Genomic DNA, 18,289 nt, shown 5'->3' on the forward strand with positions numbered 1-18,289 from the left:
CTTAATCACTTGCGCTCAACCGGATTTTGACCCTCTGTTGGGAGACACCACAACCGGGCATATCACTGCGCGTAGACCGCGTGAAGACTAGCGGCAACGCAAAAGGCCCGGCACCCCCCTCGGGGGTACCGGGCCCAACTGCCGTCAGGTCAGTTGTGCTTGGCGCGCGAAGCGCTGCGGCCGCGCTCCTTGTGGTCCAGGACGACCTTGCGGATGCGGACGGCCTCCGGGGTCACCTCGACGCACTCGTCGTCGCGGCAGAACTCCAGGGACTGCTCCAGGGAGAGCTTGCGGGCCGGGACCACGTTCTCCGTGTTGTCCGCGGACGCGGCGCGCATGTTGGTGAGCTTCTTCTCCTTGGTGATGTTCACGTCCATGTCGTCGGCGCGCGAGTTCTCACCGACGATCATGCCCTCGTACACCTCGGTGCCGGGCTCGGTGAACAGCACACCGCGCTCCTGGAGGTTCATCATCGCGAAGGGGGTGACCGCGCCGGCGCGGTCGGCGACCAGCGAGCCGTTGTTACGGGTCGTCAGCGTGCCGAACCACGGCTCGTGGCCCTCGTGGATCGAGTGGGCGATGCCCGTGCCGCGGGTGTTCGTCAGGAACTCCGTACGGAAGCCGATGAGGCCACGGGACGGGACGACGAACTCCATGCGGACCCAGCCGGAGCCGTGGTTCGACATGTTGTCCATGCGGCCCTTGCGGACGCCCATGAGCTGCGTGACGGCGCCCATGTGCTCCTCGGGGACGTCGACGGTCATGCGCTCGACCGGCTCGTGCGTCTTGCCGTCGACCTGCTTGGTGACGACCTGCGGCTTGCCGATCGTCAGCTCGAAGCCCTCACGGCGCATCTGCTCGACGAGGATGGCCAGCGCCAGCTCACCGCGGCCCTGCACCTCCCAGGCGTCGGGGCGCTCGGTCTCCAGGACGCGCAGCGAGACGTTACCGACAAGCTCGCGCTGCAGGCGGTCCTTGACCTGGCGGGCGGTGACCTTGCGGTCCTTGACGGCCGCCTTGGCGTCCGCGCCCTTGCCCGTGCCACCGCGGCCGACCAGCGGCGAGGTGTTCGTACCGATGGTCATGGAGATCGCGGGCTGGTCCACCGTGATCAGCGGCAGGGCGACCGGGTTCTCCGGGTCGGCCAGGGTCTCGCCGATCATGATGTCGGGGATGCCCGCGACGGCGCAGATGTCACCGGGGCCGGCGACCTCTGCGGGCTTGCGGGTCAGCGCCTCCGTCATCATCAGCTCGCTGATGCGGACGTTCTGGACCGTGCCGTCGCGCTTCATCCACGCGACCGTCTGGCCCTTGCGCAGCTCGCCCTGCTCGACGCGGAGCAGCGCGATACGGCCGAGGAAGTTGTCGGCGTCGAGGTTGGTGACGTGGGCCTGGAGCGGCGCGTCCTCCTCGTACGTCGGGGCCGGCACGGACTCCAGGATCGTGGAGAAGAACGGCTCCAGGTTGGTGGAGTCGGCCGGGACCGTGCCGTCGTCCGGCTTGGTCAGCGAGGCGATGCCGTCACGACCACAGGCGTAGACGATCGGGAACTCGATCTGGTCCTCGTCGGCATCCAGGTCGAGGAAGAGGTCGTACGTCTCGTTGACGACCTCGTCGATGCGCGAGTCGGGCCGGTCCGTCTTGTTGATGCACAGGATGACGGGCAGCCGCTGCTTGAGCGCCTTGCCGAGCACGAAGCGGGTCTGCGGCAGCGGGCCCTCGGAGGCGTCCACGAGGAGCACCACCGCGTCCACCATCGACAGACCGCGCTCGACCTCACCACCGAAGTCGGCGTGGCCGGGGGTGTCGATGATGTTGATCGTGATGACCTCGCCGCCATCCTTGGGGTGATACTTCACCGCCGTGTTCTTGGCGAGGATCGTGATGCCCTTCTCACGCTCCAGGTCGTTCGAGTCCATCATGCGGTCGTCGAGCGACTCTGCAGCGTGCGCGGCGAAGGAGCCGGCCTGCTTGAGCATGGCGTCGACGATGGTCGTCTTGCCGTGGTCGACGTGAGCGACGATGGCAACGTTACGGATGTCGTGGCGCGTGGCCATATTGCGGCGTACTCCCGGAGTGAAGGGTCGGCTGCGCGTACTTCTTTGGTACACGCGCCCTGCCGGGCTGGACACGCCACGGCCTCACCCCATGGTACGTGGCTTGACGGCCACCGGCTCCGCCGGGCCGGGCGGGCCACCGCCGAAGCGTCGGCCCGCCCGGGAAAACCGCAGGTCAGCCAGCATCCTCTGTAGGTGATCCGGTGGGCTTGGCACCCGGCTTCAGGAAGCCGATGTCCTCATAGGAGGGCTCCTGGAAGCCGAACGCCCCGGCGTTCACCAGGTTCGCCTTCGCCGCCACCAGTTCGGGCCGCTGGTAGAGCGGAATCGATCCTGCGGTGGCCCAGATGCGCTCGTCCGCCTGCCGGACGAGCGAGCGCTCCTTGTCCTGGTCGAGCTCCCCGACGGCCTGGTCGAAGAGCTGGTCGATGTGGTCGGTGCCGACCCGGGTGTAGTTCTGCTCGACCGTGAGCTCGCCGTCGGCGGCCGGGACCGGCTTGGCGTAGATCGGGCGGGCGTCGGTGGCCGGGTAGGCGGAGCCGGGCCACGAGTACAGCGCCAGGTCGTAATCGCCCGCCGCGATGTGGTCCTTGAAGTAGGTCTCGTCGTCGACCTTCGTGATGTCCGTGCGGACGCCGATCTTCTGCAGCATGGTCGAGATCCGGTCGGCGACGGTCTGCAGCTGCTCGGCGTCGGGGCCGGAGGGCAGCACGAAGTTCAGGGTCAGCGGCTTGCCGTCCTTGGCGAGCTGCCCCGAGGCGGCACCGGCCTTGGCCCCCTCCTTGCCACCTGCCTCGCCTGCGTCCTTCGCGGCGGCCTGCTGCGGGGCGGGGGTCCCCTTCGGGGCGTACGCGCCGGGGGCCGCGCCCTGCTTGGCGTCGCCCGCGTGCTTGCCCTCCCGCTCGGCGGAGCGCACCTTCGCGGCGTCGGCCTGGTGCAGCAGCGCGGAGTGCTGCGCGGCGGCGAGGGCACCGGGTCCGAGCAGCGGGGGCGCGGCGTCGCCGGGCTTCGCGTCGTCGCCCGCCTTCTGGTCGTCCTCTCCCATGATGTACGTGCCGTCGTCGGACTCGGCCGCGGCGCCCTCCGCCTTGCCGCCCGCCGTCCTGGGCTTCTGCTGCTTCTCCTCGACCGGGCCGCCGCGCACCCAGCCCGCCTCCGCGAGCAGCGCCTGCGCCTTGCCGGCGTCCTGCTTGCCGAGGGCGTCGCTGTTGTCGGCGTACGCGTTCTGGCCGGAGAGGGCGAGGTGGCTGCCGACGGTCGCGGCCGGAAGACCGAGCGGCTTGAGCACGCTCTGGGCGAGCTTGCCGCGGTCGAGGGCGCGGGCCACGGCCTGGCGCACCCGCTCGTCGGCGAGCGGACCGCTCGAACCGTTCAGGGCGAGCTGCGTGTAGGCGGGTTCGAGCGACTTGCGGACGACGAAGCCGTTCAGCCCCGCCTGCTCCTTCGCGTACTTGTCCACGGCCTTGCGGGTCTTCGCGCGGGCCTCCAGCTCCGCCTCGGCGACCTCCCAGTCCTCGTTGTGCGCCCGCGCCCAGGAGCGCAGCGCCTCACCGGAGGTGACGCCGGCGCCGGGTCCGTGCGCGAGCGGGCCCGACGCGCCCTTGTCGCGGGCGGCGTACGCGATGCGCCCCGCGGACTGCGGGTCGACATCGGCGAGGTCCAGCTTGCCCGCGGCGAGCGCGGCGGACCGCTTGTCGCGCGGCACGGCGGTGAGCTGCACCTTCTCGAGCTTGGCCGGGCGGCCCCACCAGCGGGGGTTGCGCTCCAGCGTGACCTGCTTGTCGCCCCGGTCGACCTTGTCGAGCGCGAAGGGGCCCGCGGTCACCTTGAGCTTGCCGCGCGCGCCCTCGTTGAAGGCGTCCGGGGTCCCCATGACGTCCTTGGGGTACAGCGGTGAGAACAGCGAGCGCCAGTCCGCGTACGGCTTGGCGAAGGTGACCCGCACCTCCAGGTCGTTCTTGCCGCGCTCGACGTTCTCGATGCGGTTGTAGCCCGCGTTGTGGGCGGTCCAGTACGCGCTGTTCCTGCCGGACAGGGCGCGCCACTGCGCGGCGAAGTCGGCGGCGCCGATCTCCCGGCCGTCGCTCCACACCGCCTGCTGGTTCAGCTTGTACAGCACGACCTGCTTGGGCTCGGTCTTGATGACCTCTGCCTTCTCCAGGTAGTCGGGGTCGACCTGCGGGCGGCCCTGTGCGTCGAGCCGGAACATCGAGGGCAGCACGGCGCCGGTGACCCGGCTCGTGGCCGCGTCCGCGTCGGCCTGGAAGGAGTTGAGGGTCTGCGGCACGTCGTCGATCGCCCACCGCAGCGTGCCACCGTCCTTGACCTGCGTACGGGCGGCCGAGGCGACGTCGGGCCCGGCGGCGGGCCGGCCCGCCTGGTCGTCGGAGCCACACCCGGCGAGCGCGGTCACGGCGAGCGCACCGCTCACGAGGAACGCGGCCGAGCGTGCGGCGGCTCCTGGGCGCCTGGGGATGTGGGGCATCACGGGTACCTCCGGGGCTGGCCGGTTTGTCTCGTTTGGCGGTATATGGAGCTGATCACATCTATCGGCCAACTGAAGTGGATCCGGGGAGAGGTGCCGTCCGACACGCCCGTAGGCCGCCCGGAAGCCACCCGTGCGGCCCAAAGGGGCCCACGGCGGCGCCCGCCCCGACGGCGCGAATTCGCGGGCGCGCACCACGGCGTGCACCGGCAATCCGCACGGATCCCTTCACAAACGGCAATGTGACGCGCGACACTCGCAGGCGCATGAGCAACTCCGCCGCACCAGCGGAAGTGAGGCCAAGTCATGTCCCTGCACGACGACTTGACGGCGGTTCAGCGCTGCGTCGACGACCTCGCGCGCGCCGTGGGGCGCCTCCAGCCCCAGCTCGACGGCGTCGCGGGAGGACCGGATCTGCGCCGAGTGCGCGCCGACACCGCGCATCTGCGCGAGAGCGTCGCCCTGCTGCGCGAGTCGGCCGCGAGCCCGGACAAGCCGCACCGCCCCGACCTCGTGACGATCCCCGACGCCCCGTACGACAGGTCCCTGTGGACCGACTCGGACGACGAGGGGCTCGGCGCGCGGGACCGGCACGCGCCCTGACCCGCCCTCGTCCACTCCCTTCCCGACCCCCGTCCCCGTCCCCCGTCCCTGCGAGCGGAGGCTTCGTTGGCCACCGGCACGGAACCCACCAGTACCGAAGACCCCCATACCAAAGGCGGCACCGGCGTCCGAGGCCGGACCCGGGCCGCGATCGCCGCGCCCCATCTGCGCACGGACCGCTGGTGGCTGGCTCCGGCCGCGACCGCGGGCGGACTGCTCGCCTTCATCGTCTACTCGACGTGGCGGGCCTTCGCGAACGCCGACTACTACGCGGCCCCCTACGTCTCGCCGTTCTACTCGCCCTGCCTCGCGGAGAACTGCGAACCGATGCGGCACGGCCCCAACTGGGAGATCTTCGGCGGCTGGTGGGGCCTGTCCCCCGCCCTGCTCATCCTGATCTTCCCGCTCGGCTTCCGGCTGACCTGCTACTACTACCGCAAGGCCTATTACCGCGGCTTCTGGGCGTCACCGCCGGCCTGCGCGGTGGCCGAGCCGCACAAGAAGTACAGCGGTGAGACGCGGTTCCCGCTGATCCTGCAGAACATCCACCGCTACTTCTTCTACGCGGCCGTCCTCGTCGCCTGCATCCTGTCCTACGACACGGTGCTGTCGTTCCGCGACGAGAACTACGAGTGGGGCCACATGGGCCTCGGCACGCTGGTCTTCCTGCTGAACATCGCGCTGATCTGGGCCTACACCATCTCCTGCCACTCGTGCCGGCACATCGTGGGCGGACGCCTCAAGCACTTCTCGAAACACCCGGTGCGCTATCGGCTCTGGGGCTGGGTCGGGAAACTGAACGGCCGTCACATGCTGCTCGCCTGGGCCTCGTTGGTGAGCGTCGCGCTCGCCGACTTCTACGTGTACCTGGTCGCGTCCGGCGCCTTCGACGATCCGCGGTTCTTCTAATGGTTGGGGCCTTCTGATGAGTGTGGTGCAGCGGCAGCAGTGGGATGTTGTCGTGGTGGGTGCCGGTGGCGCGGGTCTTCGGGCCGCGATCGAGGCGCGTGAGCAGGGCGCCCGTACGGCGGTGATCTGCAAGTCGCTGTTCGGCAAGGCGCACACGGTGATGGCCGAGGGCGGCATCGCCGCCTCCATGGGCAATGTGAACTCCGGGGACAGCTGGCGGGTGCACTTCCGCGACACGATGCGCGGCGGCAAATTCCTCAACCAGTGGCGGATGGCGGAGCTGCACGCGCGGGAAGCCCCGGATCGCGTATGGGAGTTGGAGACCTGGGGCGCCCTGTTCGACCGCACCGGCGACGGGCGGATCTCGCAGCGCAACTTCGGCGGGCACGAGTACCCGCGGCTCGCGCACGTCGGCGACCGTACGGGCCTCGAACTGATCCGCACGCTCCAGCAGAAGATCGTCCAGCTCCAGCAGCAGGACTTCAAGGAGACCGGCGACTACGAGTCGGGCCTGAAGGTCTTCCAGGAGTGCACGGTCACCCGGGTCCTGAAGGACGAGGACGGCCAGGTCTCGGGCACCTTCTGCTACGAACGCGAGAGCGGGCGCTTCTTCGTCATCGAGGCACCGAGCGTGGTCCTGGCGACCGGCGGCATCGGCAAGTCCTTCAAGGTGACGTCGAACTCGTGGGAGTACACGGGCGACGGGCACGCGCTCGCGCTGCTGGCCGGGGCGCCGCTGCTCAACATGGAGTTCGTGCAGTTCCACCCGACGGGCATGGTCTGGCCACCGTCCGTGAAGGGGATCCTGGTCACGGAGTCGGTGCGCGGCGACGGCGGTGTGCTGCGCAACTCCGAGGGCAAGCGGTTCATGTTCGACTACGTCCCCGACGTCTTCAAGGAGAAGTACGCGCAGTCGGAGGACGAGGGCGACCGCTGGTACGAGGACCCGGACCACAACCGTCGGCCCCCCGAACTGCTGCCGCGCGACGAGGTGGCGCGGGCCATCAACTCGGAGGTCAAGGCGGGCCGCGGCTCGCCGCACGGCGGCGTGTTCCTGGACGTGTCGACCCGCATGCCGGCGGATGTCATCCGGCGGCGACTGCCCTCCATGTACCACCAGTTCAAGGAGCTGGCGGACGTCGACATCACGGCCGAGGCGATGGAGGTCGGGCCGACCTGTCACTACGTGATGGGCGGCATCGCGGTCGAATCGGACACGGCGGCGGCGCGCGGCGTGCCGGGGCTCTACGCGGCCGGCGAGGTGGCCGGTGGCATGCACGGCTCCAATCGACTCGGCGGCAACTCACTCTCCGACCTGCTGGTGTTCGGCCGCCGGGCGGGGCTGCACGCGGCGACGTACGCCGTCTCACGCACGGCGCGTCCGACCGTGGCCGACGAGCAGATCGACACGGCGGCGGCCGAGGCGCTTCGCCCCTTCTCGGCGGAGGGCCAGGAGGAGGGCGTCACGCCCGAGAATCCGTACACCCTGCATCAGGAGCTCCAGCAGACGATGAACGACCTGGTCGGCATCATCCGGCGGGAGGCCGAGATGGAGCAGGCGCTGCGGAGGCTCGCGGATCTGCGGGTGCGGGCGCGGCGGGCCGGGGTCGAGGGGCACCGCCAGTTCAACCCCGGCTGGCACCTGGCGCTCGACCTGCGGAACATGCTGCTGGTCAGCGAGTGCGTCGCGCGGGCCGCGCTTGAGCGCACGGAGTCGCGGGGCGGGCACACCCGCGAGGACCATCCGGCGATGAACCGGGAGTGGCGGCGCGCGAACCTGCTCTGCCAACTCCGGGACCCCACAGGCGGGTTGGCTGCCACGGACCCGGTGCGCGGTCAGATCACGCTCACCCGCGAGACCACCGAACCCATCCGCGCCGACCTGCTCGCCCTGTTCGAGAAGGAGGAGCTGGTGAAGTACCTGGCCGAAGAGGAGCTTTTCGAGTGAGCAGCTACGAGGCGGCCTTCCGGGTGTGGCGGGGCGACGTCGGCGGGGGCGGCCTGGAGGACTTCAAGGTCGAGGTGAACGACGGCGAGGTGGTCCTCGACATCATCCACCGCCTACAGGCGACACAGACCCCCGACCTGGCGGTCCGCTGGAACTGCAAGGCGGGCAAGTGCGGTTCGTGCTCGGCGGAGGTCAACGGGCGGCCGCGCCTGATGTGCATGACGCGCATGTCGGTGTTCACGCGCGACGAGGTGATCACGGTGACGCCCTTGCGCGCCTTCCCCGTCGTCCGCGATCTCGTCACCGACGTCGGCTTCAACTACCGCAAGGCGCGCGAGGTCCCGGCCTTCGTCCCGCCCGCCGGGGTCGGCCCCGGCGAGTACCGGATGATGCAGGAGGACGTCGACCGCTCGCAGGAGTTCCGCAAGTGCATCGAGTGCTTCCTGTGCCAGGACACCTGCCATGTCGTCCGCGACCACGAGGACAACAAGGCGGCCTTCGCGGGTCCCCGCTTCCTGATGCGCGTCGCGGAACTCGACATGCACCCCCTGGACGCGGCATCCGAGGAAGGCCTCGACCGCAAACGCACGGCCCAGGACGAACACGGCCTCGGCTACTGCAACATCACCAAGTGCTGCACCGAGGTCTGCCCCGAGGGCATCCACATCACGGACAACGCCCTGATCCCACTGAAGGAGCGGGCGGCCGACCGCAAGTACGACCCGGTGGTATGGCTGGGCAACAAGATCCGCCGCCGCGGTGGGAGTTGATCGGCCGCGGTCGCACCGCCGACGTCTACGCCCTCGATGGCCAGTGGGTACTGCGCCGCTACCGCGAGGGACTCGACGCGCGCGGCGAGGGCGGCGTCATGACGTACGTGCGCACGCACGGTTTCCCCGCACCCCGTGTACGGACGGACGCGGGGCTCGCACCCGGTGAGCTGGTGCTGGAGCGGCTCGAAGGGCCCACGCAGCTGGACGCGATGATGCGGGGCGAGCTGGGTCCGGCGGAGGTCGGCCGCGAACTGGCGGCGCTGCTGAGGCAGTTGCATGCCGTTCCGGCGCGGCCCGGCGGGCAGGTGCTCCACCTCGACCTGCATCCGGACAACGTGATCCGCACCCCGCACGGCCCCGTGGTGATCGACTGGGCGAACGCGGAGGAGGGCCCGCCCGAGCTCGACTGGGCGATGTCCTCACTGATCCTTGCGGAGGTCGCGGTGAATCCGGGGCGGGCCCCTGCGGGGCGCCGTGGCCAGTGACCATTGCGGCGGATGCCACCCCGGTCACGGGGCTCCGCCCCGGACCCCGCGCCTCAATCGCCGGCGAGGCTTGAAATGGCCTCGCCTTGGGCAATCTGCCGCCTTGGGCGGCAGGGTGGGCAAGGGCCGCCCGCACGCGCCTCGGGACGCGCGAAGGGGCACCCCGTGGTCGGGGTGCCCCTTCGGCGCCGGGTTTCCGACGGAGTCAGTCCGTGCCGGATTCCATGGCCGCGCGGTCCAGGGCCTCGTCCTCCGCGGAGATTTCGCCGCGGGAGGCGATGGCCTGGGCGCCGCCTTCGGGCATGGTGCCGATCAGGCCGGTCACGGCTGCCTGGGCGGCGCCGGCGACCGGGCTGCCCTCGCCGAGGAGGCCGAGCGTCGCGTACTGCTCGAGCTTGCCGCGCGAGTCGGCGATGTCGAGGTTGCGCATGGTCAGCTGGCCGATCCGGTCGACCGGGCCGAACGCCGAGTCCTCGGTGCGCTCCATGGAGAGCTTGTCCGGGTGGTACGAGAACGCCGGGCCCGTCGTGTCGAGGATCGAGTAGTCCTCGCCGCGGCGAAGGCGCAGGGTGACCTCACCGGTGATCGCGGTGCCGACCCAGCGCTGCAGCGACTCCCGGATCATCAGGGCCTGCGGGTCGAGCCAGCGGCCCTCGTACATCAGGCGGCCGAGGCGCCGGCCCTCCGCGTGGTACTGGGCGACCGTGTCCTCGTTGTGGATCGCGTTGACCAGGCGCTCGTACGCGGCGAACAGGAGGGCCATGCCCGGCGCCTCGTAGATGCCGCGGCTCTTGGCCTCGATGATCCGGTTCTCGATCTGGTCGGACATGCCCAGGCCGTGGCGGCCACCGATCGCGTTGGCCTCCATCACCAGGTCAACGGCGGAGGCGAACTCCTTGCCGTTGATCGTGACCGGGCGGCCCTTCTCGAAGCCGATCGTGACGTCCTCGGTGGGGATCTCCACCGACGGGTCCCAGAACTTGACGCCCATGATCGGCTCGACCGTCTCCAGCGAGACGTTCAGGTGCTCGAGGGTCTTGGCCTCGTGCGTGGCACCCCAGATGTTGGCGTCCGTGGAGTACGCCTTCTCCGCCGAGTCCCGGTAGGGCAGGCCGTGCTCGACCAGCCACTCCGACATCTCCTGCCGGCCGCCGAGCTCGGTCACGAAGTCCGCGTCGAGCCACGGCTTGTAGATCCGCAGGTTCGGGTTGGCGAGCAGACCGTAGCGGTAGAACCGCTCGATGTCGTTGCCCTTGTACGTCGAGCCGTCGCCCCAGATCTGGACGCCGTCCTCCAGCATCGCCCGCACCAGGAGCGTGCCGGTGACCGCGCGGCCGAGCGGCGTCGTGTTGAAGTACGCGCGGCCGCCGGAGCGGATGTGGAACGCGCCGCAGGTCAGCGCGGCGAGGCCCTCCTCGACAAGGGCGTCCTTGCAGTCGACGGCACGCGCGATCTCGGCGCCGTACGCCTTGGCTCGGCTGGGCACGCCGTCGATGTCGGGCTCGTCGTACTGGCCGATGTCGGCGGTGTACGTGCACGGGACGGCGCCCTTGTCACGCATCCACGCGACGGCGACGGACGTGTCGAGGCCGCCCGAGAAGGCGATGCCGACGCGCTCGCCGGCCGGGAGGGATGTGAGGACCTTGGACATAGGAAGAGTATGCATGATGATGCATGACCATGCAAAGGGGGTCGGGGCGATGTGTTCGGCGTCACCACCGGATGTCGGTCGGGTGTCCGGTCGGATGCCGGTCGGGTTCCGGCCGGATGCCGGTCGGATGCCGGTCAGAACAGGCTGAGCAGCGCCTCCGTCGGATCCGCGAGACCCGTCTCCCCGTCCGGCAGCGGCAGCTCGAACCAGACCGTCTTCCCGCGCGGCGTACGGCGCGAGCCCCACGCGGCGCTCAGCAGCCCGACGAGCTGAAGCCCGCGACCGCCCTCGTCCGTGTCCCTCGCCCGGCGGCGGCGCGGCTGCACGAGACCCGCGTCCCACACCTCGCACACCAGCGTCCGGTCGAGGAGGAGGCGGAGCCTGATGTCACCCTCGCCGTACCGCAGCGCGTTGGTGACCAGCTCACTGACCAGCAGCTCCGACGTGTCGACGAGGCTGTCCAGGCCCCAGCTCGACAGCTGCGCCCGCGCGTACTCACGGGCCCTGCCCACCGACTTCGGCTCGCGCGGCAGCGTCCAGTCGCCGACGTTCCCGCTCGGCAGCCCCTGCACTCGGGCCATGAGGAGCGCGATGTCGTCCTCGCCGTGATGCGTGTCGAGGGTGTTGAGGACGTGGTCGCAGACGTCCTCCAGGGCGTCGGAGGAGGCCCTGGAGGAGCCCGGTTGTTGAGGGGCGGCGGCCGGGAGCCGGGCGGGCGGGTCGTCGAGCGCGTTGCGGAAGGCCGAAAGACCCTCGTCGAGCGGATGGTCGCGGGACTCCACCAGGCCGTCCGTGTAGAGGGCGAGCAGCGACCCCTCCGACAGCTCCACCTCCACCTCCTCGAACGGCTCGCCGCCGACGCCGAGCGGCATCCCCGGCGGCACGTCGAGCATGAGCGCGCTCTCGCCGGGTTCGACGAGGACCGGCGGCAGGTGTCCCGCGTTGGCGAACGTGCAGCGCCGGGTGACCGCGTCGTACACCGCGTAGACACAGGTGGCGAGGTACACCTCGGAGAGGTCCTCGCCGCCGAAGGAGCGCGCGGTGCGGGCTTGGCGGGTGCCCTGCTGGGCGCCGCCGGGGGTGCCGAGACCGCGGGCGATCTCGTCCAACGCGCTGAGCACTTCGGCCGGTTCGAGGTCGAGCAGGGACAACGTACGTACGGCGGTGCGCAGTTCGCCCATGGCGACGGCGGCGCGCAGTCCGCGGCCCATGACGTCTCCGACGACCAACGCGGTGCGGTGTCCGGGGAGTTCGATGACGTCGAACCAGTCGCCGCCGACCTCGGTCGCGGCGTTGCCCGGCCGGTAGCGGCAGGCGATGTCGAGCCCGGCGGCCTCCGGGTCGTCCGGCGGCAGCAGGGAGCGCTGGAGGATCAGCGCGCGCTCGTGCTCCCTGCGGTACAGGCGCGCGTTGTCGATACAGACCGCGGCGCGCGAGGCCAGCTCCATGGCGAGCGCCCGGTCCCGTTCGGTGAACGGCTCGCTGCCCTTCGTCCGGGAGAACTGCACGAGCCCGACGACCGTGTCGTGCGCGACCATCGGCACGGCGAGCGTGGACTGCACGAGGCCGCGCTGCTCGGTGGGCACCGTCTGCGGCCGCGCGGTGCGCAGGGCGTGCGCACAGGGCGAGTTGAACGAGAAGCGGTGCACCGCCCCTACGTTGACGGGGGCCTCGCCGCCCAGATCGAGGAACGGCACGTCGGCGACGGCGCTCGCGGCGGCTACCCTGCGCAGTTCGGCGCTGCCGTCGGCGAGGCCCGGCGGGGCCTCGTCACCCGCGAGCAGCCCCTGGTAGAGGTCGACGGAGGCGAGGTCGCAGAAGCCGGGGACGACGACGTCGAGGAGTTCGCGGGCGGTCGTCTCCAGGTCCAGCGAGTTGCCGATCCGGGAGCCCGCCTCGTTCAGGAGCGCCAGGTTGCGGCGGGCGTGCGCGGCCTCACGCGCGGCGGCGTGCCTGCGGGTGACGTCGGTGGCGAGGCCCGCGACGCCGATGGGGCGGCCCGAACCACTGTGCACGCGATAGAGGTTGATCGACCAGTGCCGCCGCTCGGTGGACTCCGGGGCGGGGCCGACCAGTTGCATGTCGGTGACCGCGTCCCCCGTCTCCAGGACCCGGCGCAGCGCGCCCTGCACCCGGTCCGCCTCGTGCCGCGGCAGATAGTCGTGGACGGTGCGCCCACGGTGGTCGTCGACGTGTCCGCCGAAGACCGAGGTGAGGGTGCGGTTGGTGCGCTGGACCTTGAGGTCGGTGCCGAACAGCAGGAAACCGAAGGGAGATTGGCCGAAAATAGCCTGCGAGGCCGCGAGGTCGGTCTCGATGTGACGCAGCGTCCGCACATCGACGACGATGCACACCGCGGCGCGCTCGCCGGACTCGGTGGTCGTCGGCATCACATAGATCTCGGCGAGCCCCGTCTGCCCCACGCCCGCCCCGGACGGCGCCTCCGCTCCCGGTTCCGCTTCCGTCGCCCCCGGCGGTCCGGGCGCCGGCACCCGGAACGGGACGGCGCCCGTCCACTCCTGCCCGTCCAGGATCTCCGCCATCTTGCGGTGGCCGCGCTCGCGCAGGTCCGCGGGGACGAAGGCCTCGATGGGGTCCTTGCCCACGGCCTCCTCCGACGGGACCCCGAAGAGCTGGGCGGCCCGCCGGCTCCACTGGTCGATGGCGCCGTCGGGGCCGATCGAGAAGGAGGCGACCTTGATGTAGTCGTAGATCGAGCCCGGCGGGCTCGCCTGCCAGAGGTCGGCCCGGCCGAAGGACTCCTCGGGAAGAGCCGACGGGGCGCCCGATTCCCGTTCCGGGATCGGCTCCGCACGCTCCGTGCCCGCGGCATCAGAAGCGTCACCGCCCAGCGGCACCCGCTCCGCGCGCGACGCCGAAGCCGCGCCCGAGGGGCCCTCGGACATCCTGCCCTTCGCTGGTATCTCGCTCACGCGAACCGTCCCCTCCAGCTCACCGCGTCCGGCACCGGTCACCGAGGCGGCTGCACGCAGTATCCAGCACTACGGAGCCGCGCAACACGGTGTTCACGATCACACCATGGTCCCGACGCTTTTTGGCCTGTCGGGACCGACTGTTTCCGTACCCAGGGTGCGGGTGCGTCCACACACGGCATCTCACACCCGCCCCCCTCACACCCGCGTCTGTCCCACTCGGACGTTTCCTAACCCGGTAGCGCCAGCTCGAACCACACCGTCTTCCCGGTCTTTCCTCCCGACCGCTCCCCGCCCGGCCGTGTGCCCCAGCGCCGCGACACCTCCGTCACCAGTTGCAGGCCGCGACCGCCCTCCTCGTCGGGGGCCGCGGTGCGGGCGCAGGGCGGGTCGGGCAACGGGTCGGAGACCTCCACCAGGAGGACCCCGGCGGGGTCGGGCGGGCGAGCGAGCCGTACGCCGATGGGCCCGGACGCGTACCGCAGGGAATTGGTCACCAGCTCGCTGACCAGCAGCGCGGCGATATCGGCGAGTTCTTCGAGCTCCCATTCGACGAGCTGTCCACGCACGGCGGCGCGCGCCCTGCGGACGGCCGACGGGTCGGCGGGGAAAGCCCACTCGACGCAGCCGCCTTCAGTGTGGAGCACGCGGATCACATCCCTGGCCCGCGAAGGACCCTGTCCGGTTTCATAGGGTTAATAGGGATATACCCGGACGGAGTGGCGCACTATCGCGAAGTGGGGTGCGCGGTGGCACGGACGGCGTAGGCGAGGCGCAGGGGAGGCGGCCACGAGCCCCTGTCAGTCGCGATCCCGCAGGACCTCTTTCACCGCGGGGACGTCCTGGTCGAGCCAGTCCACGGACCACACCTCGTCGGCCGTCAGCCAGCGCAGCTCGTCGTGGTCCTGAAGGGGGCGGGGGGCGCCGGAGCGCAGGTGGCAGCGCCAGACCCGCAGTACGTATCCGGCCTTCAGGGGCCATTCACCCGGCACCCGGGCGAGCGGTTCGGCCTCGATGCCGAGTTCCTCGCGCAGCTCGCGGACGAGCGCCCGCTCCGGCGTCTCGCCCGGTTCGACCTTGCCGCCGGGCAGTTCCCAACGGCCCGCGAGCTCAGGGGGCGCGCTGCGCCGCGCGGCGAGCAGCCGCTCATCGGTGTCGTACAGGGCCGCGGCGACCACGACGGTCGGTGCTGGTGACTCAGGGGGCATGCGCCGGAGCCTATGACTCCGTCAGAGCGCCGTGTTGTTCCGCCCCTGGCCCAGGCGCTCCACCCAGTACGTCGGCTCGTGGCCCCTGCGGTCGTCGAGACTGTCGGCCATGCGCTGGGCCTCGGCCTTCGTGGCGTAGCGGCCCACCCGGTAGCGGTTCCCGTTGTCGTCCTCGCGGATGACCAGCCACGGAAGTGTGGTCGTGCTGTCGTTCATCGCGCCCCGCCCCTCCCTGGCCGCCCCGGCCTCGACTCGCATCGCGCCCTGCCTCCCAACCCCAAGGAAACCGCAAACCGCATATGCCCGAGCCTACGCCTGACCTTTACGCACCGGATACGGATTGGCACAAAGAGATACGCAACAAGCCACCGGCCGGACAGGCGGACAGCAAACGGAGGGGGCACACCCCGTGGGTGCGCCCCCTCAAGTCCTGCCGGTACGGCCTCAGCGCGTACGCATCTCCGGCATCGGCATCAGTACCGGTTCGCCCGTCGGCTTCTTGGTGCAGACGTCGCCGCAGTCGGCGTCGAGGGAACAGCAGAGCGAGCAGATCGGGCCGGAGTGGGCCGGGCAGTCCGCGATGTCCGGGAGTTCGTACGCGGTCTCGCAGACGGTGCAGGTGTGGGTCGCGGTGAGGTCGGTGCCCGCCGCGAACTCGACGTCCGGGCCGTTCACCGGGTTCGGCCGCGCCAGGTAGTACCTGCCCTTCGTGGCCCACGCGATGAGCGGGCACAGGATCAGCGAGAGGCCCGCGGCGATGAAGGTGGAGAAGGCCTCGGCGTACTCACCGAAGAGCCCGAAGAACGCGAGGATCGAGACGACCGAGGCGATCACCATGGCGCCGAATCCGGCCGGGTTCACCGCGTACAGGTACGCCCGCTTGAACTCGATGTACTTGGGGCTCCAGCCCACCCGCTTGTTGATGACGAGGTCGGCGGCGACGGCCGCGATCCAGGCGATGCCCACGTTCGAGTAGAAGCCGAGCAGCTTGTTCAGGGCCGCGAACATGTTCAGTTCCATCAGCGTCAGCGCGATGGCGAGGTTGAGGAAGATGTACCAGACGCGGCCGGGGTGCCGGTGCGTCACGCGGGAGAAGAAGTTCGACCAGGACAGCGAACCGCTGTACGCGTTGGTGACGTTGATCTTGATCTGTGAGACCACCACGAAGAGCGCGGCGACCGGCAGCGCGACCGAACCGAGCCACGGCTTGAGCGCCTCGACCTGCGGCGCGATGGGTTCGAGCGCGTGCGTCTTGCCGACCGCTTCGAGGGCCACGAAGGCGAGGAGCGCGCCACCGAGCTGCTTGGCGGCCCCGATGATCACCCAGCCGGGTCCCGCCGCCAGAACGGCAAGATTCCACCGCTTCCTGTTCGCTTCCGTCTTGGCCGGCATGAAGCGGAGGTAGTCGGCCTGCTCGCCGATCTGCGCGATGAGCGAGAGCGCGACACCGGTGCCGAGCCCGAAGCCGATCCAGGAGAAACCGCTGCCCGCGCCCTCGGTCCCGCCGAAGCTGGTGAAGTCGCCGAAGGAACCGGGCGAGTTGAAGAGCAGGATCACGAAGGGCAGGACAAGCCCGATCAGCCAGACCGGCTGCGTCCACGCCTGCACCTTGGCGAGCGCGCCCATCCCGCGGAACACGATCGGGATCACGATGAGCGTGGTCACCAAGTACCCGATGGGCAGCGGCAGTCCGAAGACCTCGTGCATCGCCTGCGCCATGATCGAGCCTTCGAGCGCGAAGAAGATGAAGGTGAACGAGGCGTAGATGAGGGACGTGAGCGTCGAGCCGAAGTAGCCGAAGCCCGCGCCCCGGGTGATCAGGTCCATGTCCAGGCCGTACTTGGCGCAGGCGCGGGCGATCGGGATGCCGGTGGTGAAGATGATCGTCGCCGCGCACAGGATCGAGGCGAGTCCGCTGGTGAACCCGTAGGTGAAGACGATGGACGCGCCGATCGCGAAGTCCGCGAGATAGGCGATGCCGCCGAGCGCGGTGGAGGCGACCATGGTCGGCGACCACCGCCGGTAGGACTGCGGGGCGTAGCGCAGCGAGTAGTCCTCGCGGGACTCGTCGGCGGCCAGCTTGGCGTAACTGCGCTTCGGGGCCCGCCCGTCGGGCCCTCCTGCGGGCGGCCCGGGCGCCGGGTCTGCGTGGGGTACGGCGGTCTCGGTCATGGCGGCTACCCGTTCCTCCGTCGGCGGTATACCAACTGCGTACGGAGAGGGAAGTTAGGAGCCGGACATGACAATCTGCGGCAGCGCTCGATTGCCTGCCTGTTACGGGAGTTGGGGCGCGGTTAACTCGGGATCACACGGCCCGGACGGGGCGCCCCGGACATCGGGCGCTCCGGGGGCTATCTGACCGGCAGGTGGTACGCGATGCGGTAGCGGTCCGCGGGGACGACGACATCGGCCGTCTCGACCGGTCGGCCGGAGGCGAAGAAGGTCCGGTGGATGACGATCACGACATGCCCCGGCACGCCGCCGAGCGCGCTCAACTCCTCGGCGAGGCCGGGGCGGGCGGCCACTTCCTCCGTCACGTTGTCCACAATCACGTCGATCGCGGCCATCCGCTCGGCCACCCCGCAGCCGCCGAGCGGGCCCTCCTCCGGGAGCATCACGGGCGTACGCCCCGTCACGGCGAGGGGCTCCCACGAGGTCGCGAGCATCATCGCCTCGCCCGCGTCCCGGTACACGTACTTGGTGCGCATCACCCGGTCGCCCGAGCGGATCGCGAGCCGCTCCGCGACGGTGGTGACCGCCTCGACCTGCTCGCTGCGCGACTCCCAGGTCCCCCGCGCCTCCGGGTCGGCCTGCTCCTGCCGGAACGGCGTGGAACCACTGCTCGGCCGATAGCCGGAGCGGGAGACGCGGCGCGGCACCGGGAGCTCGCGCACATAGGTCCCCGAACCGGACCGGCCCTCGACGAGCCCCTCCGCCATCAGGACCTTGCGGGCCTCCAGGGCCACGGTGTCCGAAACCCCGTACTCCTCACGGATCTTGGCCTGTGAGGGAAGGCGGGTGTGCGGCTGCAGCGAGCCGCTGACGATCTTCTTGCGGAGGTCACCCGCAACGCGGAGATACGCCGGCTGCTCACCGAATGTCACTGGTCGTCCCCTCAGATACCCATCAGATTGACAGACAGCAACAGCGTGGCAACCGTGGGTTGAGGCGTGCAAGCAAAGGCCAGAGAATCACTCGATGTGATGACTTCCAGCGTCAGGGGCCTTTACGCAGCGA

The 18,289-nt window shown here is 70.3% G+C and carries 14 protein-coding genes; 5 read left to right on the forward strand and 9 right to left on the reverse strand.

Translation table 11 applies throughout. The features are described 5' to 3' along the window. Positions 1-149: 149 nt before the first annotated feature. Together typA and OKJ99_RS26605 are read right to left on the reverse strand one after the other, a co-directional pair. Entirely contained in the window at positions 150-2,057 is a 1,908-nt protein-coding gene (gene typA / locus OKJ99_RS26600) for a translational GTPase TypA (RefSeq protein WP_326020069.1), read from the reverse strand. 175 nt (positions 2,058-2,232) lie between these two features. After that, complete coding sequence (locus OKJ99_RS26605; protein ID WP_326020070.1) at positions 2,233-4,542, reverse strand: ABC transporter substrate-binding protein; 2,310 nt, start codon at positions 4,540-4,542, stop codon at positions 2,233-2,235. Between the two features lie 306 nt (positions 4,543-4,848). Here OKJ99_RS26605 and OKJ99_RS26610 point away from each other — a divergent pair, with 306 nt between their 5' ends. The 5 genes from OKJ99_RS26610 (at position 4,849) to OKJ99_RS26630 (ending at position 9,260) form a co-directional block, all read left to right on the forward strand. Continuing rightward, positions 4,849-5,145 carry a hypothetical protein gene (locus OKJ99_RS26610; protein WP_326020071.1) on the forward strand — a complete coding sequence of 99 codons (297 nt, stop codon included), beginning with the start codon at positions 4,849-4,851 and terminating at the stop codon, positions 5,143-5,145. 66 nt (positions 5,146-5,211) lie between these two features. Further along, positions 5,212-6,054, forward strand: a complete 843-nt coding sequence (locus OKJ99_RS26615; RefSeq protein WP_326020072.1) for a hypothetical protein — start codon at positions 5,212-5,214, stop codon at positions 6,052-6,054. A gap of 16 nt (positions 6,055-6,070) precedes the next feature. Further along, positions 6,071-8,002, forward strand: coding sequence for a fumarate reductase/succinate dehydrogenase flavoprotein subunit (locus OKJ99_RS26620; protein WP_326020073.1), 1,932 nt, complete (start codon positions 6,071-6,073; stop codon positions 8,000-8,002). Next, complete coding sequence (locus tag OKJ99_RS26625) at positions 7,999-8,772, forward strand: succinate dehydrogenase/fumarate reductase iron-sulfur subunit (RefSeq protein WP_326020074.1); 774 nt, start codon at positions 7,999-8,001, stop codon at positions 8,770-8,772. The genes OKJ99_RS26620 and OKJ99_RS26625 overlap by 4 nt, the downstream gene beginning before the upstream one ends. Further along, positions 8,733-9,260 carry an aminoglycoside phosphotransferase family protein gene (locus OKJ99_RS26630; protein ID WP_326020075.1) on the forward strand — a complete coding sequence of 176 codons (528 nt, stop codon included), beginning with the start codon at positions 8,733-8,735 and terminating at the stop codon, positions 9,258-9,260. The genes OKJ99_RS26625 and OKJ99_RS26630 overlap by 40 nt, the downstream gene beginning before the upstream one ends. A 205-nt stretch (positions 9,261-9,465) precedes the next feature. Here OKJ99_RS26630 and argG read toward each other — a convergent pair whose 3' ends face one another. From argG to OKJ99_RS26665, 7 genes are all read right to left on the reverse strand, one after another. Continuing rightward, positions 9,466-10,911, reverse strand: coding sequence for an argininosuccinate synthase (argG, locus tag OKJ99_RS26635; protein ID WP_326020076.1), 1,446 nt, complete (start codon positions 10,909-10,911; stop codon positions 9,466-9,468). Between the two features lie 134 nt (positions 10,912-11,045). Then, positions 11,046-13,886: a SpoIIE family protein phosphatase gene (locus OKJ99_RS26640; RefSeq protein WP_407700768.1), complete on the reverse strand. Its 2,841-nt coding sequence runs from the start codon at positions 13,884-13,886 to the stop codon at positions 11,046-11,048. Between the two features lie 188 nt (positions 13,887-14,074). Further along, a complete protein-coding gene (locus OKJ99_RS26645) occupies positions 14,075-14,500 on the reverse strand; it encodes an ATP-binding protein (protein WP_326020078.1) in 426 nt (141 codons plus the stop codon). Positions 14,501-14,644: 144 nt separating this feature from the next. Beyond that, positions 14,645-15,052: a (deoxy)nucleoside triphosphate pyrophosphohydrolase gene (locus OKJ99_RS26650; protein WP_326020079.1), complete on the reverse strand. Its 408-nt coding sequence runs from the start codon at positions 15,050-15,052 to the stop codon at positions 14,645-14,647. A gap of 21 nt (positions 15,053-15,073) precedes the next feature. Continuing rightward, positions 15,074-15,268 carry an SPOR domain-containing protein gene (locus tag OKJ99_RS26655; protein WP_326020080.1) on the reverse strand — a complete coding sequence of 65 codons (195 nt, stop codon included), beginning with the start codon at positions 15,266-15,268 and terminating at the stop codon, positions 15,074-15,076. 228 nt (positions 15,269-15,496) lie between these two features. Continuing rightward, on the reverse strand, positions 15,497-17,224 hold the full coding sequence (locus tag OKJ99_RS26660) for a purine-cytosine permease family protein (RefSeq protein ID WP_326020081.1): 1,728 nt from the start codon (positions 17,222-17,224) through the stop codon (positions 15,497-15,499). Between the two features lie 179 nt (positions 17,225-17,403). Beyond that, on the reverse strand, positions 17,404-18,156 hold the full coding sequence (locus OKJ99_RS26665; protein ID WP_326020082.1) for a GntR family transcriptional regulator: 753 nt from the start codon (positions 18,154-18,156) through the stop codon (positions 17,404-17,406). Between the last annotated feature and the right edge of the window lie 133 nt (positions 18,157-18,289).

The sequence above is a fragment of the Streptomyces endophyticus genome (assembly GCF_035798155.1).
GTDB classification, from domain to species: Bacteria; Actinomycetota; Actinomycetes; order Streptomycetales; family Streptomycetaceae; genus Streptomyces; species Streptomyces endophyticus.